At 40.0% G+C, this 23,089-nt stretch carries 21 protein-coding genes and 1 pseudogene; 15 read left to right on the forward strand and 7 right to left on the reverse strand.

The window, feature by feature from the left end:
* Nucleotides 1-19: 19 nt before the first annotated feature.
* Nucleotides 20-168 (forward strand): annotated as a pseudogene (locus tag ASF86_RS19985) (hypothetical protein); the annotation flags it as partial.
* Here ASF86_RS19985 and ASF86_RS03170 read toward each other — a convergent pair.
* Complete coding sequence (locus tag ASF86_RS03170; RefSeq protein WP_056479371.1) at nt 136-1,323, reverse strand: MFS transporter; 1,188 nt, start codon at nt 1,321-1,323, stop codon at nt 136-138. The pseudogene ASF86_RS19985 and the gene ASF86_RS03170 sit on opposite strands and share 33 nt — an antisense overlap.
* Nucleotides 1,324-1,731: 408 nt before the next feature.
* Between ASF86_RS03170 and mdcA the strand changes: the two genes are divergently transcribed.
* The 9 genes from mdcA to madM are packed head-to-tail and all read left to right on the forward strand — an operon-like array spanning nt 1,732 to nt 9,040.
* The gene (gene mdcA / locus ASF86_RS03175) at nt 1,732-3,411 is read left to right on the forward strand and encodes a malonate decarboxylase subunit alpha (protein ID WP_056479374.1); all 1,680 of its coding nucleotides are present in this window, start codon (nt 1,732-1,734) and stop codon (nt 3,409-3,411) included.
* Complete coding sequence (locus ASF86_RS03180; protein WP_056479377.1) at nt 3,411-4,295, forward strand: triphosphoribosyl-dephospho-CoA synthase; 885 nt, start codon at nt 3,411-3,413, stop codon at nt 4,293-4,295. The genes mdcA and ASF86_RS03180 overlap by 1 nt, the downstream gene beginning before the upstream one ends.
* Before the next feature lie 2 nt (nt 4,296-4,297).
* Nucleotides 4,298-4,597 carry a malonate decarboxylase subunit delta gene (locus ASF86_RS03185; RefSeq protein ID WP_056479380.1) on the forward strand — a complete coding sequence of 100 codons (300 nt, stop codon included), beginning with the start codon at nt 4,298-4,300 and terminating at the stop codon, nt 4,595-4,597.
* The gene (locus ASF86_RS03190; protein ID WP_056479383.1) at nt 4,590-5,441 is read left to right on the forward strand and encodes a biotin-independent malonate decarboxylase subunit beta; all 852 of its coding nucleotides are present in this window, start codon (nt 4,590-4,592) and stop codon (nt 5,439-5,441) included. The genes ASF86_RS03185 and ASF86_RS03190 overlap by 8 nt, the downstream gene beginning before the upstream one ends.
* Nucleotides 5,438-6,265 carry a biotin-independent malonate decarboxylase subunit gamma gene (mdcE, locus tag ASF86_RS03195; RefSeq protein ID WP_056479386.1) on the forward strand — a complete coding sequence of 276 codons (828 nt, stop codon included), beginning with the start codon at nt 5,438-5,440 and terminating at the stop codon, nt 6,263-6,265. Before ASF86_RS03190 ends, mdcE begins: the two co-directional genes overlap by 4 nt.
* Nucleotides 6,256-6,864, forward strand: coding sequence for a malonate decarboxylase holo-ACP synthase (locus ASF86_RS03200; protein ID WP_081407533.1), 609 nt, complete (start codon nt 6,256-6,258; stop codon nt 6,862-6,864). Before mdcE ends, ASF86_RS03200 begins: the two co-directional genes overlap by 10 nt.
* Nucleotides 6,865-6,876: 12 nt before the next feature.
* The gene (gene mdcH, locus ASF86_RS03205) at nt 6,877-7,815 is read left to right on the forward strand and encodes a malonate decarboxylase subunit epsilon (protein ID WP_056479388.1); all 939 of its coding nucleotides are present in this window, start codon (nt 6,877-6,879) and stop codon (nt 7,813-7,815) included.
* 48 nt (nt 7,816-7,863) lie between these two features.
* Nucleotides 7,864-8,280 (forward strand): malonate transporter subunit MadL, encoded by a 417-nt coding sequence (gene madL / locus ASF86_RS03210; protein WP_017390471.1) that lies wholly within the window; start codon nt 7,864-7,866, stop codon nt 8,278-8,280.
* Entirely contained in the window at nt 8,273-9,040 is a 768-nt protein-coding gene (gene madM / locus ASF86_RS03215; protein WP_004642493.1) for a malonate transporter subunit MadM, read from the forward strand. Before madL ends, madM begins: the two co-directional genes overlap by 8 nt.
* Before the next feature lie 56 nt (nt 9,041-9,096).
* Here madM and ASF86_RS03220 read toward each other — a convergent pair whose 3' ends face one another.
* From ASF86_RS03220 to ASF86_RS03235, 5 genes are all read right to left on the reverse strand, one after another.
* Nucleotides 9,097-10,014, reverse strand: coding sequence for a LysR family transcriptional regulator (locus ASF86_RS03220; RefSeq protein ID WP_003651250.1), 918 nt, complete (start codon nt 10,012-10,014; stop codon nt 9,097-9,099).
* A gap of 101 nt (nt 10,015-10,115) precedes the next feature.
* On the reverse strand, nt 10,116-11,534 hold the full coding sequence (locus ASF86_RS03225; RefSeq protein WP_056479391.1) for a PLP-dependent aminotransferase family protein: 1,419 nt from the start codon (nt 11,532-11,534) through the stop codon (nt 10,116-10,118).
* Nucleotides 11,535-11,632: 98 nt separating this feature from the next.
* On the reverse strand, nt 11,633-11,767 hold the full coding sequence (locus ASF86_RS18990; RefSeq protein ID WP_003651253.1) for a hypothetical protein: 135 nt from the start codon (nt 11,765-11,767) through the stop codon (nt 11,633-11,635).
* A 15-nt stretch (nt 11,768-11,782) separates the two neighbouring features.
* Nucleotides 11,783-12,790 (reverse strand): cytochrome d ubiquinol oxidase subunit II, encoded by a 1,008-nt coding sequence (gene cydB, locus ASF86_RS03230; RefSeq protein ID WP_056479392.1) that lies wholly within the window; start codon nt 12,788-12,790, stop codon nt 11,783-11,785.
* Entirely contained in the window at nt 12,783-14,228 is a 1,446-nt protein-coding gene (locus tag ASF86_RS03235; protein ID WP_045436368.1) for a cytochrome ubiquinol oxidase subunit I, read from the reverse strand. The genes cydB and ASF86_RS03235 overlap by 8 nt, the downstream gene beginning before the upstream one ends.
* Before the next feature lie 655 nt (nt 14,229-14,883).
* Here ASF86_RS03235 and ASF86_RS03240 point away from each other — a divergent pair.
* The 4 genes from ASF86_RS03240 to ASF86_RS03255 all read left to right on the forward strand — a co-directional run bounded on the left by ASF86_RS03240 (nt 14,884) and on the right by ASF86_RS03255 (nt 20,343).
* On the forward strand, nt 14,884-15,702 hold the full coding sequence (locus ASF86_RS03240; RefSeq protein WP_056479395.1) for a hypothetical protein: 819 nt from the start codon (nt 14,884-14,886) through the stop codon (nt 15,700-15,702).
* Between the two features lie 117 nt (nt 15,703-15,819).
* The gene (locus ASF86_RS03245) at nt 15,820-17,115 is read left to right on the forward strand and encodes an acyl-CoA dehydrogenase family protein (protein WP_056479398.1); all 1,296 of its coding nucleotides are present in this window, start codon (nt 15,820-15,822) and stop codon (nt 17,113-17,115) included.
* Nucleotides 17,116-17,290: 175 nt separating this feature from the next.
* Complete coding sequence (locus ASF86_RS03250; protein ID WP_056479401.1) at nt 17,291-18,682, forward strand: LLM class flavin-dependent oxidoreductase; 1,392 nt, start codon at nt 17,291-17,293, stop codon at nt 18,680-18,682.
* A gap of 194 nt (nt 18,683-18,876) precedes the next feature.
* On the forward strand, nt 18,877-20,343 hold the full coding sequence (locus ASF86_RS03255) for an MFS transporter (RefSeq protein WP_056479403.1): 1,467 nt from the start codon (nt 18,877-18,879) through the stop codon (nt 20,341-20,343).
* A gap of 61 nt (nt 20,344-20,404) precedes the next feature.
* Here ASF86_RS03255 and ASF86_RS03260 read toward each other — a convergent pair whose 3' ends face one another.
* A complete protein-coding gene (locus tag ASF86_RS03260) occupies nt 20,405-21,589 on the reverse strand; it encodes a hypothetical protein (RefSeq protein WP_056479405.1) in 1,185 nt (394 codons plus the stop codon).
* Between the two features lie 459 nt (nt 21,590-22,048).
* Here ASF86_RS03260 and tauA point away from each other — a divergent pair, with 459 nt between their 5' ends.
* Nucleotides 22,049-23,089, forward strand: a complete 1,041-nt coding sequence (tauA, locus tag ASF86_RS03265; RefSeq protein WP_081407534.1) for a taurine ABC transporter substrate-binding protein — start codon at nt 22,049-22,051, stop codon at nt 23,087-23,089.

Genomic DNA, 23,089 nt, shown 5'->3' on the forward strand with positions numbered 1-23,089 from the left:
TTCTAAGGGCAGTTAATTTCAAATTGTCAAAGATGATATTTTGCGAGATACCCATGTTTATAGCATTTTAAAACATGAATGGCCTGCGGTTCGTCAAACTTGCAATGGCTGTTAAAAAACCGCGTTAGAAATCATTTAAACAAGCTGCTTTTCTCTTTTTGGGCTTAGCCAGAAAAGAGAAACTGCTGCAATGACTAACCACGGTATTAAAGCCGTATTCATTGCTTTCCAGCCAACTAAGTCGAGTAACGCACCTGCGCTAAAAGAACAGATTAAGCCGACAATAAAAACAGTCATGTCGTTAATGGCTTGGGCCTTGGCTTTTTCAACTGGCGTATACGTTCCTGTTAGTAAAGAAGTACTGCCAATAAATAAAAAGTTCCATCCCACGCCTAATAAAATTAAAGAGATAGCAAAAGATTCGAACTGAATACCAGAGAGGGAAAAACCAATATAGCAAGCAAATAACACAAGACCTGCAAACATGATTTTAAGCACACCAAATCGGGCGATTAAGTTTCCAGTAAAGAATGAAGGTAGGAACATACCGAGTACATGTAGTTGAATGACTGTTGTAATCGATTCAAGTTCATGATGTGAGTGTCGCATGGCGATCGGTGTGGCGGTCATACCTAAAATCATGATGCCATAGCCTGTTACTGCCCCAAACAAAGCAACTAAATAGGTAGGTTTAAATACAATCTCTTGCCATGGTCGACCAGCAGTGAAGTCAGATTTTTGTTCAACTGTATGAGCAATATTTAAGCTGGATAAAATGCCCATTGCCACGAGTGAGATGATGCTGATAATTAAAAATGAACCGATATATTCTAAATGTTGGAATAAAGGACCACCAAAACGTGCCAAAGTTGGGCCAATGAGTGCAGCAACAATACCACCAGCCATAACCCAAGAAATAGCACGTGAACGGAACGCGTCATTTGCAACTTCACTGGCAGCAAAACGATAAAACTGAGCAAAAGATTGATATGCTCCAACACATAGCGTGCCTAATGCAAGAAGGAGTAGTGAGCTATAAAAGATGCCAATTGAGGCAATAATACCACCAAGCACGCCTAAAGAAGCACCGAATAAAAAACCGTTACGTCGTCCTACATGCGCCATGAGCATTGAGGCAGGAAACATCATTAAAGCAGTACCCAAAAACATAGATGCAATGGGTAAAGTTGCAAGCGTAGGAGTATTTGCAATATTAGCCCCAGCCAAACCACCAATGGTCATGACGATCACTGATATCGTTTGAAAAAGTGACTGGGAGCTCGCCAAAATTAGAACTTGGCGATGCATGGTATTTTGAAGCATAAAGAGCCTTTAATTATAAGTATTAATTGATGAGTCTGGATGTTTTTGGTTTTTATATAGCGAAGTATCAACAGTCCAGCTTGAAAATGTTGAGGCGTCTTTGGCAGCAGGTATATGTATATTTCTTTAGCATAAACTATTTTTTATCAAGTAATTGCAGCTGAATAATTAGACTTAATATTCTATCATCTGATAGTTTGATACAAAACAGTTGAAGCACCAGTTTTTATAAATAAGCCTGTTTCTACAGGACATTTAATATGTCTATTCTCTCAAATTCCTTTTTAGCCACCTTAAAATAAATCATTAACCTGAGGTTAATAACTACCGATGTAGGTTGATTGATCAAAATTCCATAAAGCGCTTTTATAGATTCAGAACAAAACTGCGATCTATATAGGTAAGCACATGGAAGGATCAGTTCAGAATAAAGAACGGTTATGGACAAAGCGGCGTCATGCCAAACAACTAAAACTGGAGATGGCAAGCCAATATACCGACGGAGTTGTCATTCCAACTCAAGATATTATTAAAGTCTTAGAAACCTTGATTACACCGGGTGACAGAGTCGTACTCGAAGGGAATAACCAAAAGCAAGCAGATTTCTTATCTCGATCTTTGGCACAAACCAATCCAGATGTTTTGCATGATTTACATATGATTATGCCAAGCGTTGGACGCTCAGAACACCTCGATCTATTTGAAAAAGGCATTGCGCGTAAGCTCGATTTTTCTTTTGCTGGCCCACAAAGTTTACGTATTAGCCAGTTGATTGAAGATGGATTATTAGAAATTGGTGCCATCCATACCTATATCGAGTTGTATTCACGTCTTGTAGTCGATCTTATTCCAAATGTGGTGCTTTCTGCTGGTTTTATGGCAGACCGCCAAGGCAATATCTATACAGGTCCAAGTACTGAAGATTCTCCTGCACTCATTGAACCGGCGGCTTTTAGTGACGGCATTGTGATTGTTCAGGTTAATGAATTGGTCGATGACGTAACTGATTTACCACGTGTCGATATTCCTGCTTCTTGGGTTGATTTTGTGGTTGTGGCAGACCAGCCTTTTTATATTGAACCCTTATTTACCCGCGACCCGAAACATATCAAACCTGTTCATGTGCTTATGGCGATGATGGCAATTCGCGGAATTTATGAAAAGCATAATGTGCAATCGTTAAATCATGGGATTGGTTTTAACACTGCGGCAATTGAGTTGATTTTACCGACCTATGGCGAGTCTTTAGGTTTAAAAGGAAAAATTTGCCGAAACTGGACTCTTAACCCGCATCCAACCTTAATTCCTGCCATTGAAACAGGTTGGGTTGAAAGTGTGCATTGCTTTGGTACTGAACTCGGCATGGAAAAATATGTAGCCGCTCGTCCTGACGTTTTCTTTACAGGTCGTGATGGGGCGCTGCGTTCTAACCGCATGATGTGTCAGCTTGCAGGTCAATACGCCGTTGATCTATTTATCGGTGCAACTTTGCAAGTTGATGGCATGGGGCATTCTTCGACTGTCACTAAAGGTCGTTTAGCTGGTTTCGGTGGTGCACCGAACATGGGGCATGACCCGCGTGGTCGTCGTCACGATACGCCAGCATGGCTAGATATGCGCTTGCAAGGTGCCAATGAAACAGAAACCTATTTGGCCCGCGGTAAAAAGCTAGTTGTGCAAATGGTGGAAACCTTTCAAGAAGGTGGTAAGCCGACTTTTGTGGATCGTCTTGATGCGATTGATGTTGCTAAAACCGCAGGTCTGCCTTTAGCACCGATCATGATTTATGGCGATGATGTCACCCATTTACTGACCGAAGAAGGCATTGCTTATTTATATAAAGCAAGTAGTCAAGAAGAGCGTCAAGCCATGATTGCCGCAGTGGCAGGGGTAACCAGTATTGGTCTAAGCCAAGATCCTAAAACCACAGCACGTTTAAGACGTGAAGGTTTAGTGGTATTCCCTGAAGATTTAGGTATTCGCCGTACCGATGCAACACGTGAGCTTTTAGCTGCAAAAAATATTGCTGACTTGGTGACATGGTCAGATGGTTTATATCAACCCCCTGCAAAATTCAGGAGTTGGTAATGATGGCTCAAATTCAATATCAAACACTCAGCCATAGTCAGCTTTTAGCAGACATGGCGGTCGAGGCTTTAATTGATGAAGTGAATCTGACACCAAAGCCCGCCTTGGTCGACCGTCGTGGCAGTGGCGCACATGATGATCTGACTTTGAAATTAATGGAGCGTTCTGCGAAAAGTCTAGGCCCAATGTTTGATGCGATGGCGCAAGCAGCAATCCAGCACGGAACAGTGTGTCAGGCCTTGCGTGAAGACATTGGTGAAATTGGTCGCCAAGGTGAAAAGGTCATGATGTTGGCAACAGATGGAGTCAACACACACCGCGGTGCAATTTGGGCCTTGGGTTTAATGGTCACGGCAGCGGCACTTGCACGCGCAAATCAACAATATTTATCGGCTGTTGAGTTGTGTCAGCTGGCAGGTCAGATTGCCCAGCTAGAAGATCGTTTTATTCCCAAACAGGCTTTGAGTCATGGTCAGCAAGTACAGAAAAAAATAGCTGTCTTAGGTGCAAAAGAACAGGCGCAACAAGGTTTCCCAACCATTGTGAATTTTGGTTTAAAGCAGCTTTATCAAAGTCGCAGTAAACCGATGAAAGAAGAGTTCGCTCGTTTAGATGCTTTGCTTGCCTTGATGACGAACCTGACCGATACCTGCGTGCTTTATCGCTCTGGAACATCTGGTTTAAAGCGTATGCAACAAGGTGCTCAGCAAGTACTGGATTTGGGTGGCAGCTCAAGCTTAGAAGGCCGACGTGCTTTGCATTTGTTAGAGATTGACCTACTTAGGATGAAAGCATCCGCTGGCGGAGCAGCCGATTTGTTGGCAGCAACATTGTTTATAGATCGTGTTGAGCAGTCATCTTCAAAAAATAAAGAGGGATGTTGATTATGGAAACACTTCATTTTGAGTTTTTGGCGACAGAGCCACCTGTAAAAAAGGCATTAGTCGGATGTGTGGGTTCAGGTGATTTAGAAATTTTGATGGAACCTGGTGAGGCGGGAAAAACCACTATTCAGGTGGTGACTTCGGTGGATGGTAGTGTTGCACGTTGGAAAAATCTTTTTGAACGGATTTTTACAGCGCAGATGCCACCAGCCGTCAATATTGATATTCATGACTTTGGTGCAACCCCCGGTGTTGTTCGCTTACGTCTGGAACAGGCTTTGGAGGAGATTGCGCATGACTGATATCCAAAGTTTATTAAATAAACAAGATTTTATTGAACTCAGTGCAAGAGAACGTGCCAAGGCATTATTGGATGAAGGGACTTTTCGTGAGTTACTCGATCCATTTGCACGCGTCATGTCACCTTGGCTTGTTAAGCAAAATATTGTGCCACAAGCAGATGATGGCGTGGTGATTGCAAAAGGAACTATTGAAGAACGACCAGTAGTTTTGATTTCAATTGAAGGCTTATTTCAGGGTGGAAGCTTAGGCGAGGTTGGGGGTGCCAAAATTGCTGGTGCATTAGAGCTTGCGGTTGAAGACAATCTTAAAGGTATTCCAACGGCTGCAATCTTATTACTAGAAACGGGTGGGGTTCGCTTACAAGAAGCAAATCTGGGTTTGGCTGCAATTGCTGAAATTCAGGCTGCAATTGTGAACTTACGGCAGTATCAACCCGTGATTGTTGTAGTTGCAGGCAGTGTAGGGTGCTTTGGTGGCATGTCTATTGCGGCTGGACTTTGTAGCTATATTGTAATGACACAAGAAGGACGTTTAGGCTTAAATGGTCCGCAAGTGATTGAACAAGAAGCTGGCGTACAAGAATATAACGCCAAAGATCGCCCATTTATTTGGAGCATAACTGGGGGAAATCAGCGTTTTGCCAGTGGTCTGGCAGATGCCTATGTTGACGATGATCGCCAGAAAGTTCGCCAACAAGTAATTGATTATTTATCTCAAGGCGTGCCTCAGCAGCATCGTAGTTCAAACTACTCATTCTATTTAGCGAAGCTACAACAAGTCGATACTGCTGAGCAGATTACCCCAGCACAGGTTCAAGCTTTGTATCAAGGAGAACAAGCATGAATATCGCAGTTGATACATTAAAAGCATCTACGCGAGGTGCACAGTGGTTTAAAGCATTCACACAGGGTTTTAAGACAGTTGAAGGTTTTCCAGCTTCAGTTTGGGTGGCTGATGGTCAGATTGATCAGCAAGCAGTACGTGTGATTGCCGTTGTTCAAGACAGCAATAATTTGTTCCCGCGAGCTAGACAAGGTGAAGTTGGCCTTTTGGAAGGTTGGAGCTTGGCAAAAGCGGTTGATGATGTGATTCAAGCTGATGCGCATGCCGAGATTAAACGCGGCATTTTATGTCTGGTTGATGTACCTAGTCAGGCCTATGGTCGCCGTGAAGAATTATTGGGTATTCATCAAGCTTTAGCGGGTGCAGTAGACAGCTACGCTAGAGCTAGATTGGCAGGCCATCCTATTGTCAGTTTATTGGTTGGTAAGTCGATGTCAGGCGCTTTTTTAGCACATGGTTACCAAGCCAATCGTATTATTGCCTTAAAAGATTCAGGTGTTATGGTGCATGCAATGGGCAAAGAATCTGCTGCACGCGTTACCCAACGGTCGGTTGATGAGTTAGAACAATTAGCTGCAAGCATTCCTCCAATGGCTTATGACATCGAAAGTTATGCAACGCTTGGATTGTTGTCGGAACTATTATCGGTTGAAAATCCTGAACAACCGACAAACGATGATCTGTTGTTAGCGAAGCAGGTGGTTGCTCAAGCATTTAAAGAAATTAATGCTGATCAATCTAGAGGACTGGAACAAAGACTTCACGGCCAAAACCGTCAGATGTCTAAAAAGGTCCGTGAATTATTGCGTGAGCAATGGTCATGAAACTTGATCTCGAAGCCCATGATTTGTTGTGGGGCATGACAGCCGACTGCTTGGCTGATGATGCTCCGCTTTGGGTGAAAGAGGTTTTACTACGAGGCGATCCTGTTGTGGTTCGGCGGGCAATCACTCCTCTAGATCAGGTGGCTGTGGGCGTAAGAGGGCAATTCCGTCATCAACGATATGCAGCTCAAATGCCACGATCTGCTATTACCAAACAACTTAAACCCGAAGCACTAACTCACGTTAATACACAGCAGTTTGAGCATTTGGCAGAACGTTTGCAGAGCATTTCTAACATCATGAAAAGTTTTTCAGGATGTTGGGGCTATACAGGAAGTTTTGGGTTTGAGTTGGCAACTGGTATTGAAACAGTCACCCAACAAAGTGACATAGATTTGTTGATTCGAGCTGAACAGCCTTTTGCCAAAAAGCAAGCAGTCGAGCTACTCGAAAATTTTCAGCAAGCGGGGCTGAATGTGGATATACAGCTACAACTGCCACAGGGTGGTCTGGCGTTAAAAGAATGGGCTAGGAATAGCGGAAAAGTTCTATTAAAACGTGCAGATGGTGCTGTTTTAGTAGAAAACCCATGGAATTAGGGAATAGATATCATGGCTTCGATTTGGGTATATCCGGGACAAGGTGTGCAACGAAGCAATATGTTGCACGACTTACCTCAAAGCGCTCTGGTTAAAGAATACCTTGAGCGTGCATCGGATGCACTCAAGGAAGATGTTTTGATGTTAGACAGTTCGGCTGTGTTGCAATCGACAAGAGCCGTACAGCTTTGTTTGCTTATTTCAGGCGTGGTGAGCTCAGCATTATTAGCTGCTGAAGACTTAAGACCTGATTATGTAGCGGGTCTATCGATTGGTGCATGGTCGGCAGCAGTTGTCGCTGGGGTTTTAGACTATGAAGATGCTATTCGCTTAGTTGCGTATCGAGGGGAACTCATGCAAACCGCCTACCCAATTGGCTATGGCATGACTGCGCTAATTGGTACAGACCGTGCAGCTGTCGAAGCATGGGTGAAACAAATTTATCAAATAACGCCACAGGTTTTTGTCGCAAATATTAATGCACATAACCAAATCGTTATTTCAGGAAGTTTTGAAGCCATGAACCAAGTTGCTGTTTTGGCAAAGCAACAAGGCGTGGTGGCAAAAAAGTTAGATGTATCGGTGCCATCGCACTGTGAATTATTAAGTCAGCAAGCAGAGCAACTTGCAGCGTCTATGGAGGGAGTGACTTTTAAGCAGCCTAAAATTCGATATTTAAGTGGTACAACGGCTCGTACGCTTAGCAGGCCAGAACAAATTAGGGATGACTTGGCTTTTAATATGAGCCGAACTGTAGATTGGGAAAGTACCATCCAAGCTGCATGGGAGCGAGGTGTTAGGTTGCAGATCGAAGCGTTGCCGGGAACGGTGCTTACTACACTTGCACGTCGAACATTTAAAGAAGGAACCGTGTTGTCTTTTCAAGGAACACGCATAGACATCATTCAGATGGCAATGCAAAAAGAACAGGACAATAGTTTTTCTTTTTGAATCTGATTTTACAAAAGCATAAATGATCCAAGGATATGAGGGATTGTCATGATTATATATGGAGTTGGTTTACTCGCACTTTGCACCTTGGTGGGTGTGATTGTCGGTGATCTGTTGGGCATTTTATTGGGCGTAAAGTCCAACGTTGGTGGCGTGGGTATCGCCATGATTTTACTCATTTGCATACGGTTATGGATGGAAAAACGTGGTGTTATGACAGTTGAAACCGAAAAAGGCGTTTCATTCTGGGGCACCATGTATATCCCTGTTGTTGTTGCTATGGCAGCACAACAAAATGTCGTTTCAGCTTTATCTAGTGGACATATGGCACTCTTTGCCGCTGTGGTTTCAGTTATCGTTTGTACGCTCACGATTGCGGGTTTAAGTCGTTATAACAAAGCAACCCCTTTACCTAAGGAAGAAGACACCACATTAAACCGCATTGGAGGCAAAGTTCATGGTTGATCTATTATTAAAAGACTTAACCCATTTAGGTTTAATTACAGCTTTCGCCTTAATTGCTTTAATCATGTGGTTGTCGACCAAGTTATCTAAATATTTAACCAATGGACGCGTGCATGCTTCAGCAATTGCAATTGTGATTGGTTTAATCTTGGCGTGGTTTGGCGGAAAAATGACGGGTGGTGAAAAAGGCATAACTGATCTTGCACTCTTTACCGGTGTAGGGCTCATGGGCGGTGCAATGTTACGTGACTTTACAATTGTAGCAACGGCATTTGAAGTACAAGCCACTGAAGCGAAAAAAGCTGGGTTTATTGGCGCATTCTCTTTATTCCTAGGAACTATTCTGCCGTTTATTGTTGGTTGTATGTTTGCTTGGATTTTTGGTTATCGAGATGCGGTGAGTATTACCACAATCGGTGCAGGTGCTGTGACTTATATTGTGGGACCAGTTACAGGCGCTGCAATTGGTGCAAGTTCAGAAGTAATGGCATTGTCGATTGCAACAGGTTTAGTTAAAGCAATTTGTGTGATGGTCTCAACACCGCTCACTGCTAAATTTATGGGACTCGATAATCCACGTTCTGCCATGATTTTTGGTGGCTTGGCTGGAACTGTCAGTGGAGTGTCGGCGGGCTTGGCCGCGACAGATCGCCGTTTAGTACCTTATGGTGCACTCACAGCAACGTTCCATACGGGACTTGGCTGTTTAATGGGACCAACAGTTTTATTCTTTGCGGTTAAAGCATTGGTAGGTGGCTAAGCGTCCACGGCTTAAATAAAAAGGGCTGTTGTTATACAAAACAACGGCCCTTATTTTTATCTTTTAAAATTAGAAGCAAACATACGACACTCAGCAATCAGTGCGAGTAAGTTTGGATCTCGTTCTTTACTTTTCAAGAAAACCAAACCAATTTCTTGTTGCATATGATATTGCTGTTTTAGGGGAATAAGCTTAACTGAGCTTTCATAAACCGCAGAAATACGACCCGGTAAAAGGGCAAAACCAACGCCTGAACTGACCATACTAATTAAGGTAAAAATATCGTTCACTTGCAAAGCAACTTTAGGGGAAAAACCTGCTTTCTTAAAAATAATATCGCTATCGTTATGGGTTGCAAAGCCTTTGGTTAAAGTGAGGAAGGTCTCTTCTTTTAATAAACTTAAATCAATGTCTTTAAACTCTGCATATTTAGAATCTTTGTTTACCGCCAGAAAAATATCATCTGAAAACATCGGCAAAATTTCAAAGTCATCATCTTGAGTGGTTTCATTTAAAGCCACAATAATCGCATCAAGTTCCGTTGCTTTAAGCTTTTTAACTAAATCCTGATTTGAGCTGAGTAACAATTGAATATCTAGCTCACTACGTCTGAGTTTAAGACCACTAATCACATTTGGAATTGTTTTGACAGTTAAAGAATAAAGAGAGCCTAAATGTAAAACTTTTGCCGCAAAGCCAGCAGCTTCTCTGGTTTTATTAACAGTTATAAAAATGTCCTGTACGATTTTTTGTGCCCGTTCTTCAAATACATAGGCACTTTTTAAAGGAATTAGATTACGTCCTTCATTTTTAAAAAGTGGGCAACGCAAAGCACTTTCTAAAGAGTGCAATGCTTTGTGAACACTGACATTACTAAGCTCCATTTCTGTCGCTGTTTTTGATAAATTGCCACAGCGCATAAATGCTAAAAAAATCTGTATCTTTTTAAGGGTGAGTTCTTCATCAATTTCCATATTAATCCCTTGAACCTGTTTCCTTTAAAAATATAGATTTAAGCTATAAAGTTACCACAAAATCACCACTATAAAATTGTGCTTAGGTCGAAGTGCTTTATTTAAGAAACAGCTTCAACTCTTTGTTGAATTGTCTTAATGATTTGTTCTAATGCACTTTGAATTTTAGGTGTCGATTCAAAAGAACAGTTGATTCTTAAATAATGCTGCTGCGCGGGTAAAACACTAAACAAAGGGCTTGGAGCTACTCCAATGTTTTGTTGAATTAACTCTTCATAAATTTGCATACTATCTAAACTATTCGGCAGCTTAACCCAAAGAAAATAACCACTTGGGTAATAATACACTTCGCAAGATGGTGGTAGATTTTGCTTTAAATAATGATAAAACTGCTTTTTATAACGCTCAAGTGAAAGCCTGAGAATACGTAAGTGCTTTTCATAGTGATGATGAGACAAAAACTCGACTAATGCATTTTGAATGAGTGCATTTACTGAAATGGTACTCATAAGTTGTAAGTGTTGAATATGGTCTGAAAACTTCCCCGCATAGACCCAACCCACCCGAAAACCTGCACCTAACGTTTTAGAAAAAGACGAGCAGTGGAGCACCAGATTTTGTTGGTCAAAATACTTCATTGAAAGTGGTTTTTGTCCGCCATAAAACAGCTCTTCATAGACATCATCTTCAATCAAATAAATCTGGTGCTCATGAAGCAATTTGGCAATTTTATATTTAATGTCATCGCTGACTGTAAACCCAATTGGATTATGGCTATTGAGCATGAGCCAACATACTTTAATTGGATAATTGTTAATGACCTGTTCAAAAGCATCTAGATCAAAACCATGTTGAGGATGTTCAGGAATGGTAATAACTTTTAGCCCTAAACGTTCTGCTGCCTGCCAAGCGCCATAAAATACGTTTTGCTGTAATAAAATATAGTCGCCTGGTTGAGCAACTGCTTGTAAAGAAAGATTGAGCGCATCCAACCCACCAGATGTAATGACAATGTCATCTGGATCGGTCTGTATTCCTTGCATACAGTAGCGTTGAGCAATGAGTTTTCGTAAAGCTAAATTACCCGGAGGTAGGCTCGTAGTCTGGTCGTAACTTTGTTTCTGGCGGGCAAGCTGCCCCATAATTTGAATGAGTTTTGGTGCATATAAAAGCTGACTATCTGGAAAGGCCGAGCCAAAAGGGATGACAGACTCATGTTGAATCGATTTAAGATATTTAAAAACTAAAGAGTTAATTTCAATTTTAGAATTGAGTGAAACAACAGAATATTGTTCTAAAGGTTTAAGCGTAATTTGCTCAGCAACGAAGTATCCCGATTTTTCTTTGGAATAGATCAAACCTTGAGATTCAAGCTCTTGGTAAGCATTCATTACCGTCATTAAACTAAAACCAGAGCGTTGCACCTGATCTCTTAAAGAAGGTAACTTCTCGTGTGCATTTAAAGTGCCGCTCTCAATGAGTTGGCGAATGCTATGGGCAAGTTGTTCTGATTTATACATGTATTGGCTGCACGAAATGACAAAATGAAAGATGCACTTAATCAATAATAAATGCCGTTTGTAGAATCTACAAACGGCATTTGCTTATAAAAATAAGTTTACTTTAGGTAAGGGGCTGCATAAATCAATATCACTTTAAACAAACCAGCAATAACAGCTAATGCTAAAAAACCACCTAGCCATAGCAAAATAAACCATTGGGTTTGAGACAGTTTAGAAGATAAATTTTTCATAAAACCCTCCTAACTTTAATGATAGCCTTCATCACCTACACGTACTTTGTCACGGAATACCCAGTAAGACACAATAGTGTAAGCAATAATGATTGGAATCAGAATGAGCGCACCGACTAAAGCAAACATTTGGCTTGAATGTGGAGCTGCGGCTTGCCAGATAGTGACTGATGGCGGAATAATATAAGGCCACAAACTAATCACAAAACCTGTAAATGCAAGGAAAACGAGGGCTAGCGTATATACAAATGGTTTAAGGTCATGTTGCTGCTTTTTACACGCCGATAAAATCAGGCCAACAAACAATAAAACCAAAATAGGTACTGGGCTAAAATAGAACAGATTTGGTAAAGAGAACCACCGTTCTGCAATCTCTGGATGGGTCAATGGTGTATATAGACTTACACCACCAAAAATAATGAGCAGTGCAATAATGAGCTTTGGCATAAGCTCATACATGCGTTGCTGCAAGCCTTTTTCGGTTTTTAAAATAAGCCATCCACATCCTAAAGTGGCATACATGGCAACTACACCAATACCAGTAAAGAAGGTAAATGGTGTCAACCAATCAAGTGATCCGCCAGAAAAAATACCATTGGTGGTTTTAATACCTTGAATATAGGCACCCAAGATGATGCCTTGAAGGAAGCTAGTTAACACTGAACCCCAAATAAAAGCTAAGTCCCAAAGGTATTTGGTGCGATGAGCTTTAAAGCGGAATTCAAATGCGACTCCACGGAAAATTAAGGCAATTACCATAAAAATAATAGGTAAATACAGTGCCGATAAAACCGTTGAGTAAACTAGTGGAAATGCAGCATATAGACCAGCTCCACCGAGTACCATCCATGTTTCGTTGCCATCCCAGACAGGGGCTACGGTATTCATCATCACATCACGTTCTTGGCTGTTCTTAATGAAAGGGAACATGATCCCGATTCCTAAGTCAAAGCCATCCATGACGACATAAATCATGACACCTAAACCGATAATACCGACCCATATTAAAGAAAGATCAATCATGACGGTTCTCCCCAGAATTTTGTTTACTGTCAATGTTTTCATCGACAGCACTGAGTGGGCGCATTGGTGTTTTAAAGTGTCCAACACCGCCTGCTTCCATATTTGGCGTATCGATAAATACAGGGCCTTTATTAATCAATTTTAAGGTGTAGTAGATACCGCTGCCAAAAACGATGGTATATACCACTACAAAAATAAAGAGGCTAAGGCCGACTTGTTCTGCCGAAACAGTATGAGATAAACCATCTTTAGTTCGTAGGATGCCATATACCACCCATGGTTGACGGCCGACTTCAGTGGTTACCCAACCTGCAAGCATGGCGATATAACCAGATGGCCCCATCACTAAAGCAAACTTATGGAACCATGAAGTTTCATAAAGTTTTCCACGCTTACGTAACCAAAGAGCAATTAAAGACAGCGTGACCATGAGTACGCCAAGCCCGACCATCACACGGAAGCTCCAGAAAACGATGGTTGAGTTTGGTCGATCTTCAGGTGCGAAGTCTTTTAAACCTGTAACTTGGCCATCTAAACTGTGAGTTAAAATTAAACTACCTAAATATGGAACACCCACTTCAAAATGGTTTCGTTCTTCTTTCATATCTGGAATTGCAAAGAGTAACAGTGGCATAGGTTCATTGTGATTCGTTTCCCAATGACCTTCCATCGCTGCTAGTTTGGCAGGTTGATGCTCACGGGTATTTAAACCATGATTATCACCAATTACGACTTGCAAACATGAAGTCACAAGCACCATCCATAGACCCATCGAGAACGATTTTTTTACCAATTCATCACGACGGCCTTTCACTAAGTGCCATGCAGAAGTTCCTACGACTAATAAAGAAGAAACTAAAAAGGCTGCTGCACCCATATGGGCAAAGCGGTAAGGGAAGGATGGGTTAAAGACAATTGCAAACCAGTCTTTTGGCACAATAATGCCATTTTCTATAGCGAAGCCTTGAGGGGTCTGCATCCAGCTATTGGATGATAAAATCCAGAACATGGAAATACAGGTACCAATCGCAACCATAAGTGTGGCAAAGAAATGGGCTCTGGGACCGACACGTCCCCAACCAAACAACATAATGCCTAAGAAACCAGCTTCTAAAAAGAAGGCACTCAAGACTTCATAGGTAAGTAAAGGACCGGTAATACTTCCTGCAATACGAGAAAACTCACTCCAGTTGGTACCGAACTGATAACTCATGACCACACCCGAGACTACACCCATACCAAAGGCAACGGCAAAGATCTTGATCCAGTATTTAAATAGATCTTTATAAATCGGATTTTGAGTTCTTAACCACTTCCACTCTAAAACTGCTAAAAAGCAGGCAAGACCAATGGAGGTGGCTGGAAAAATAATATGAAAGGATACTGTGAAAGCAAATTGTATTCGTGCTAATTCTAAAGCGGTTAGACCGAGGCTCATATACATTCCCCCTGTGAACTAGCTGATGATGATTGATTGTGTTAAATACTTATTTTCAGGCAATAAAGTATTCTGACGATTGAACTTACTTCTGTGATAAATGTTCTTAGCAAGTAAAATGACAGAAGGACGGAGTAATATAATTGCTTGATATTTCAATAGAATAGAATAGATTGATTGTTCTCAATCTGTTAACAAAGCTCATGCTTGATGTTGCATTTGTAAAAATGCATGTTGCATTGAAACATTGATGAAATATCTGACGATGAACCATAGATCGTTTCATGAAAACTACCTACCTTAAGAAGTTTTCATAATCATGCACTCACTCATTTTGTATATGTAGATACAGAAATTTTTTATAAAACTATAACAGTCTGAAGTCATTATTATGGGTGCTATAGTTTTTTTTCAATTATCTGTAGCTATATATCCATTCATCAAAAGTCCAAAATAAAAATGAACAAGGTTTATGGCTGGTCAAAATCAATCTTCAAAAACACCATGAATGCGACTTTGGGTTTACAGATGAGCACCGGATAAATTTCTTCTTGTCTATTCCCTTGTTGTTTTGTATGAGTTCTGGTTGTTAAGTAGGTTATTAAAGACTTTGGTTTAAGTGTCAGCTCTTCTAAAATAGCTTGGATGTTAAAAAATGTTTATCACTTCTCAACTCAATATCCTACATAAAATTATTAAAAATCAAGCTATTCCAGTGCCTATAATGGCTCAATTAGAGCAGGCCTATGTTAATCTTGAAGCAACTTTATTAAGAGCAAAAGTCTTAAGAGACTTTTCTAAATCTCAAACCGTTTATTTAATTCAATCACATATTCATCCACAGCAAAGCAGTTTGGCTTATCTATTTTCACCTTTTGTTTTTGCTAACCTCAATAAGCCTGCTATTTATACAACACCAGCGACAAAGCCCGTTCTTGCTATTCTCAATAAATATTATCAAGCCGAAAAGAAAGTTTTGTTTAAAGCAGATGAAGTTCTTGAAAGTTTAAAAATATATCTAGATTTAGAATTATCAGAGTTGAGTGAGGTCGGGTTTATTTATTTAAGCTTAATCAAAGCACTGTGTCGAAGTGATATCTCCACAATTTTTTTAATTACAAATTTAGATATAGACCTAGAGCATTTAGAAGAGCTTGGGTTGTTTCTAAAAGTCAAAATTTATTGGATTAATCTCCAACAAAATACTGGTTTAAACGATCTAAATGATTTAGATATGCGTCAATTATTATTTAAAAATAAAGATGAAACCTATGTGAAATTGTGTGCCCAATTTGCCCAGCTAAATGCACAGCTTGTAGGCTTATGTGATACTTTTACCGCCTCTCAAATGACCCATTTAATTGATGATATGTTTTATTCGGAACATATTTTTGAGAAGTTATCTGTCTATTCAGAATATATGCAAACCTTATTGCAAAGTCAGCATAGCCTTCAAAAGAAAGAGATCGCTTAATGTTGGTAGGCATTTTCTGGCGTTATATGAAGAATGAATACTGTTATAAAAAAATAATCGTTTTCATGTGAAATAAATATTTTATGGTAAAAGCAAAGCAATATTGGTTTTACTTACATGACAAATCTAAATTTTGAGCATCATCTCGGTTCACTAACTCACGCTGCACTTAGTCAGGCCTCAATTATTTCTCGGGTATGGGGTGAAGGGCCTTCTGAACGTTATGATGAATTGGCAAAAAATTTCAGACCGACATTTGCACGCATTAAAGAAGGGGCTTTAATCCGTGAGCAACAGCACATTTTGCCGTATGAACAACTTCAGTGGCTCAAAGATATTGGTTTTACAAGATTACGACTTCCTAAGGCACATGGTGGCTTTGAGGCAACTATTCCTGAACTATTTGCATTGTTAATTGAACTTTCAGAAGCAGACTCAAATTTACCGCAAGCGTTGCGTGTGCACTTCGGTTTTACTGAAGATGTGCTGGTCAGCAAAAATAAAGAATTTCAACAGCGCTGGTTAAGTCGTATTGCAAATGGTGAAACGGTTGGCAGTGCATGGTCGGAGGGTGGTAAAGAGTCAATCGATCAATTCGAAACTCATTTACATCGGGATGCTGACGGAAAAATTCGAGTTAAAGGTCAAAAATACTACACTACAGGTAGCCTATATGCGGACTGGGTTGACGTTGGTGTAACAGATTTAAATGGGGAGTCTGGCTCAGTTGTTGTCCGCCGTGAAGATGAAGGCGTTGAAATTGTTGATGACTGGAATGGCTTTGGTCAGCAACTCACTGCAAGTGGCACGGCATATTTCCATGACGTATTGGTTGATGAAACCGAAATCTTACCTGATGATGATCGTTTTAAATATTCGGCTGCTTATTATCAACTTGTGCAACTGGCAATCATTACAGGTTTAGGACGAGCTGCAACCTATGAGGTTTCCCAAGCGGTGGCTAAACGTACCCGAAACTATACTCATGCGAATGCCCAATTTGTAAAACAGGACCCACAAATTTTACAAGTAGTGGGACAAATCCGTGGCGCTGCTTACAGTGCAGGGGCGATTGTTGAAAAAGTTGCACGCAGCTTACAGCGCGCTTACTTGGCAGCATTTCAAAATAATGAGCAGCTTGAAGAAGAGCAAAATGCACTTGCCGAGCTTGAAAGTGCGCAGTCTCAAACGGTCATTACCGATTTAATCTTAAACGCATCTACCATTTTATTTGATGCATTAGGTGCCTCGGCGACAGACAAAGATTTAGGTCTAGATCGATACTGGCGAAATGTACGAACTTTATCTTCACACAACCCAAGAGTGTTTAAAAATCGAATAGTAGGTGATTTTAGTGTGAATGGAACATTACCGCCTTATCAGTGGCGAATTGGTAACGTTGCTAAACAATAATTTAAAATTTTAGATATTAAGCTGCTATTTTAGCGGCTTAATATTGTTTTTGTTTTTTAAAATAAACTATAAAAATCTATTAGAATAAAATCATATTTTGTTTGGGATTTATATTATAAAGAATAGATAAAAATTGCTTTAGTATAAAAGTAATTAAAATGTTGGTTGATATTTTATGACTAAGAAGATTAGTTTTAATGCTTTTGAAATGAATTGTATTGCACATCAATCTCCCGGATTATGGCGACATCCTCAAGATCGATCCGTTGAATATAAAGATTTAGAATATTGGACAGATTTAGCACAAATTTTGGAGCGCGGTTTTTTTGACGGTATTTTTATTGCAGATGTGCTTGGGATTTATGACGTTTACCATCAGAGTGCTGAACATGCCTTAACAGGCGCAGTACAAGTTCCGGTCAATGATCCATTACAGATTGTGCCAGCCATGGCGGCAGTTACAAAGCACTTGGGCTTTGGTGTGACCACATCTATTTCCTTTGAGCATCCTTATCCTTTTGCTAGACGGATTAGCACGTTAGACCATTTAACTAAAGGGCGAGTTGGATGGAATATCGTGACGTCTTATTTGGAAAGTGGTTCAAAAAACTTAGGCCTAAAAACTCAGGTCAATCATGATAATCGTTATGATATTGCTGATGAATATTTAGAAGTGCTCTATAAACTTTGGGAAGGTTCTTGGGAAGAAGGTTCGGTCCTGCGTGACCGTGAAAGTGGTGTCTTTGCTGACCATAAAAAAGTACATCCTATTCAGCATGAAGGTAAATACTTTACTGTACCGGGCATCCATATTTGTGAGCCATCACCACAGCGGACGCCTGTACTTTATCAAGCAGGTGCTTCCTCACGTGGGCAGAAGTTTGCCAGCCAAAATGCCGAATGCGTATTCATTGCAGCACCGTCTAAAATTGCTACTAAAAAAGTCGTGCAAGGCATTCGCCAAAAACTGGCTCAAGAAGGCCGCGACCCGTACTCAGTTAAAATTTATGCACTTTTGTCGATTGTCACTGATGAAACCGATGCAAAAGCACAGGCTAAGTTTAAAGAATATCAAAGCTATGGAAGCTATGATGGGGCATTAACATTGCTGTCTGGCTGGTCAGGTGTGGACTTCTCACAATACCAGCCAACGGACAAAGTTGAATATATTCAAACTAACGCGATTCAATCTTTATTAGATTCTTATGTAAATGCAGATCCAGAGCGTGTTTGGACCATTGAAGAAATTGCAAATTGGAACAGCTTAGGTGGTAATGGGCCTGTGTTAGTGGGTTCGGCAGAAACAGTTTCAGATGCTCTACAGCAATGGGTTGAAGATACTGATATTGATGGCTTTAACCTTGCTTACATTTTGGCTCATCAAACCTTTGCTGATGTGGTTGAGTTTATTGTGCCAGAGTTGCAAAAACGTGGGGTATATCAAACTTCATATGCACAAGGAACATTAAGAGAAAAACTATTTGGTGCTGGGCCATATTTGCCTAAAAATCACCGCGGTGCAAAATATCGTAATCTAAAAGAGTTAAAACTTGCTGAAGCGAGTTAATATTTTGGAAAACCTTTAAATAAATAGCTGGTTAAATACCAGCTTTTATTTTGTCTTTTTATATCGGTTTTACTGCTGAGTTAATAATGAAAAGATAATTCTATAATTTAGATTAAAACATCAGATTAATTTGTTTTTGTATTATGTGAATAATCATTATTTTGTTTCTGTTATTAAAATTCAGGAATTATTAAGTGAGCACACAAGAACTCGATCATAACCACCGTTATGAAATTAAATCTCCCGATGATGTTTCACAATTAATTTCCAAATTTGCAGGGAAGGGTAAATCGAATAAAGTTATTTGGTTGGCACTGATTGGGGTATTTATTGATGCCTATGATTTAACAACGCTGTCCTTTGGTATTGAGCAAGTCATCTCAGAGTTTTCTTTAAGCCCTGTTATGACGGGTGTGGTGGCTTCAGCAATTGTCTGTGGAACCATTGTTGGTAACCTGATTGGTGGCTGGTTGACAGATAAAATTGGCCGTTATCGAGTATTTATGGCTGACATGGTGCTCTTTGTCATTGCGGCAATTGTCGCAGGCTTTGCACCAAATGTTTGGGTTTTAATTTTAGCCAGATTTATTATGGGAATTAGTGTCGGTATTGATTTGCCTGTGGCAATGTCCTACTTATCTGAATTTTCCAAGTTTAACGGAAGTAGTAATAAAGCTGCCCGTTTAGCGGCATGGTGCCCAATGTGGTATGCGGCTTCTTCTGTCTGCTTTGGTCTGGTTTTAGCGCTTTATTTTCTTTTACCGCCCGAGCATAGCAACTGGTTATGGCGAGCATCTTTAATTTTTGGAGCAGTACCTGCGCTACTCATTATTTTCATTCGTGGTAAATATTTAACTGAATCACCAATCTGGCTTGCAAACCAAGGTGATTTAAAAGGGGCGGCTAAAGTTTTACAAGAGTCCTATGCAATTAATGCAGTGGCTACAGTTGAAAAAGTAGAAAGAACTGCTGAAAAGAAAAAGCGTGAGGGTTTTGCAGTTTTATTCAATAAAACTTATTTGCCAAGAACCATAGTGGCCATTGTGATTCACATTTCGGTGGCATTTCAGTACACCACCATTGCCTTCTTTTTACCTTCGATTTTGACACGGTTCTTTCATACAGATGTTTTGACGACCATTACTACAACGCTCGGACTCAATTTACTGTTTGCATTTACGGGTGGGCTATTAGGTGTATTTGTCGCCAGCAGATTTAAATCTCGTCATGTATTGCTTTCAGGCTTTTTACTTCAGTTTATTGCCCTCATTGCATTGGCATTGATTGGTGAACCGGGTAATAGCTTTTTACTCTACACCGCTATTGGAATGCTCGGTTTATGGCTTTTTGCTGAAGGTTTTGGGCCAGGTGCGCAAATGATGGTTTATCCAACCATGGCTTATCCAGCTTCGATTCGTGGCGTTGGTGTCGGGTTTAACCGTGCCGTAACTGGAGTGGCTCAGGCGATTGCCTTGTTTGTTTTACCAATCTGGATGGCGGGTTATAAAACGGATGTTTATCTGATTATTTCTATCTTTGCATTTATTCCTCTAATTGTGATTGGACTACTTATTAAGTTTGAGCCTACCGCTCAAGATGTTGATGTGATTGATGAAAACAGTCGAGAACTTCCACTTAATAATTCACCTGTAATTGATTAGTTAAATCTAAATTTTTAGATAAAAAATAAAGGCCAACATGTGTTGGCCTTTATTTTTTGGGTTAGAAATAATAAGCAAAAATCACAAACGCTTTTTTATTCCATTTATCGTTAGTTCCACCAGCTGCAAGACCTTCGCTATCGCCTAAATATGGATCATGTTTGCCAATTAACAACTCGGCTTGTACCGTCAATTTTTGATAGTTAAAAGCAATGCCGGGAATAAAACGGGTGGAGTCTTTAAAGCCATCTTGTTCTTTTCGATAAGAACTATAGTTTAGGTACGGACGAACAGAGGTAATCGGGCCAAACTGCTGAGGAAATAAATAGCTCAGTTCGGCTGAATAAATCTGACCTTTGGTTGCCGAGTTAAATGAATAATCGAAACCACCCAAAGTTAGATGATCTTTATATTGGGTATCGGCATTATCAATGTCTTGATAACCAGCCAAAAGCTGAAAATTCCATTGGTTATAATTGGTATTGCTAAAAACTGAATACACTTGGCGGTCGCCATCTTTTCCTGAACGTTTGTTTTCAATGGTGGAATACCATGCAGAGGCACCAAGTTGGGTAGAGAAATTTTCTTGGCCTAGAACATTTGTAAAGGTGTGGGCACCGCGAACAACAATCGAGTTCTTTTCTTTGGTATTGGTGCCTTGCGGTACTGAGTCATCAGCATTGACAGGGTTGATACTAAATCGACTTGAGTCTTTGCTTTTACCTCTATAGGTGCCACCATCGGTCGGGTAAAAGGCGAGTTGTGCTTCATTGATTCCATCATTGAAGTCATATTTCACCCCAAGGTTGTGCACATCTTCCCAACCTGCACTATTGGCAATGCCTAAATAATAAGTATTTCCCCAAAAGCGACCCAAGCCAAAAGGAACTGGGTTTAAGCCCGCAATAATTTTACTGTTGTCATTAATTTTATAACCCATCCATGCATCGGTCAGCCAATTGGCATCGCCTAAACGCCCGTAATATTCATAAACCCGATAATCTAAACGACCAATCCATTTCGGAGAGTTGTAATCCAACCATAATACTGCGTCGTTAAAGGAGAATTTACTGGTAGTGGGATCCGAGTCAAAATCATAAACATATTTAGCCCGAACAGTACCACTTACTTTAAGTTGGCCTTCTTCAGCATTGCCAAAGGTAAGGGCTGCATAACTTGAGAGGCTGAATGTAATCAAAGTCGTCGCGATGAATATTTTTTTGAAAGTTTTGGGATGTTTAAGCAAAAGATTCTTTCTCCTCTTAAAAAATTAAAATTAAAATTAAAATTAAAATTAAATTTGCCTCATGTATAAACCAGAAAAAGATTTGTCCAAATCTCAATATTTGCAGAAGATTAAAGATAAAAAGATAATAAAATCTGTACTTTATATAAAATAATGAAAATTAATTAGATGCAAAACTCTGGTTGAGATAAGCAAAAACAAAAATGATTAAATGGGTAGGATAAAATAATTAGAGGGCGTGTGTCAGGTGTTCATCATCATGTATTTTTTGAATATCGTTTTTAATTATTGATATATAAGTATTTTAATTTTACCTCTAACCTGTAAGTTTGTTTGATATTTTCTTTTTACCAAAAGATAAAAACTTATAAGGAAAAGTTATTTATAAAAACCTGATAAGCAACTCATATTTTTTTATTTTTCATTATAAGGCCAGCTGCATACCATGAGCTTATATTATTGAAAGATCATGAAATTATGAGCACAAAGACCAAACCGTTGATTATCACGGCAATTGTGGTTGTAGCAATTGTTGCATTTATCGTATGGCAAAATAAGAAAGACAATAATACAAGTGCTTCAGTTCGCGACAGCAAACCCGTAATCATTGCTTATCAAACAGGGGTTGACCCAAGCAAAGTGGCGCAAGCAAATGGGGAATATGAAAAGCATAGTCAACGTACCATTCAATGGAAAAAATTTGATGCCGGCTCAGACGTTGTAAACGCTCTGGCTTCAGGCGATGTTGTGCTTGGCAATATTGGATCAAGTCCACTTGCTGCTGCTGCGAGTCGTGATTTACCGATAGAAGTATTTTTAATTACGTCAAAACTTGGTGCATCTGAAGCATTAGTGGTAAGTAATAAATCAGGCATTAAAAGCCCTCAAGATTTAATTGGTAAAACCATCGCAGTACCTTTTGTTTCAACTACGCATTACAGCCTATTGTCTGCGCTTAAACATTGGAACATTCCAGAAGACAAAGTAAAAATTATTAACCTGCGTCCACCTGAAATTTCAGCTGCTTGGGAACGTGGTGATATTGATGCTGCCTATGTATGGGAACCAGCTTTAAGTAAAGCTAAAGCATCTGGCACGGTTTTAACTGACTCAAAACAAGTGGGTGAATGGGGTGCTCCAACTTATGACTTATGGGTGGTACGTAAAGACTTTGCAGAGAAAAACCCTGATTTCTTAAAAGCTTTTGTCCAAACCACACTTGAGCAACTCGAAAAATATAATCAAGACCCAGCCGCTTACGTTAAAAATGCCGATAACGTTGAGAAAATTGCTCAGTTAACAGGTTCTGATCCAAAAGATATCCCGCTTTTATTAAGTGGAAATATTTACCTTGACCACGCTCAGCAAAAACAAACCTTAGATGGCGAGTTTGCGCAAAATATCTTTGATACTGCGAAATTCTTAAAAGGTCAGGGCAAAGTTGACCAACTTAAAGCCGATTATAAAGGCAATGTGAACTCTTCATTTTTGCAGCCTTAA

This window comes from Acinetobacter sp. Leaf130, from assembly GCF_001423205.1.
In the GTDB taxonomy this organism is placed as follows: domain Bacteria; phylum Pseudomonadota; class Gammaproteobacteria; order Pseudomonadales; family Moraxellaceae; genus Acinetobacter; species Acinetobacter calcoaceticus.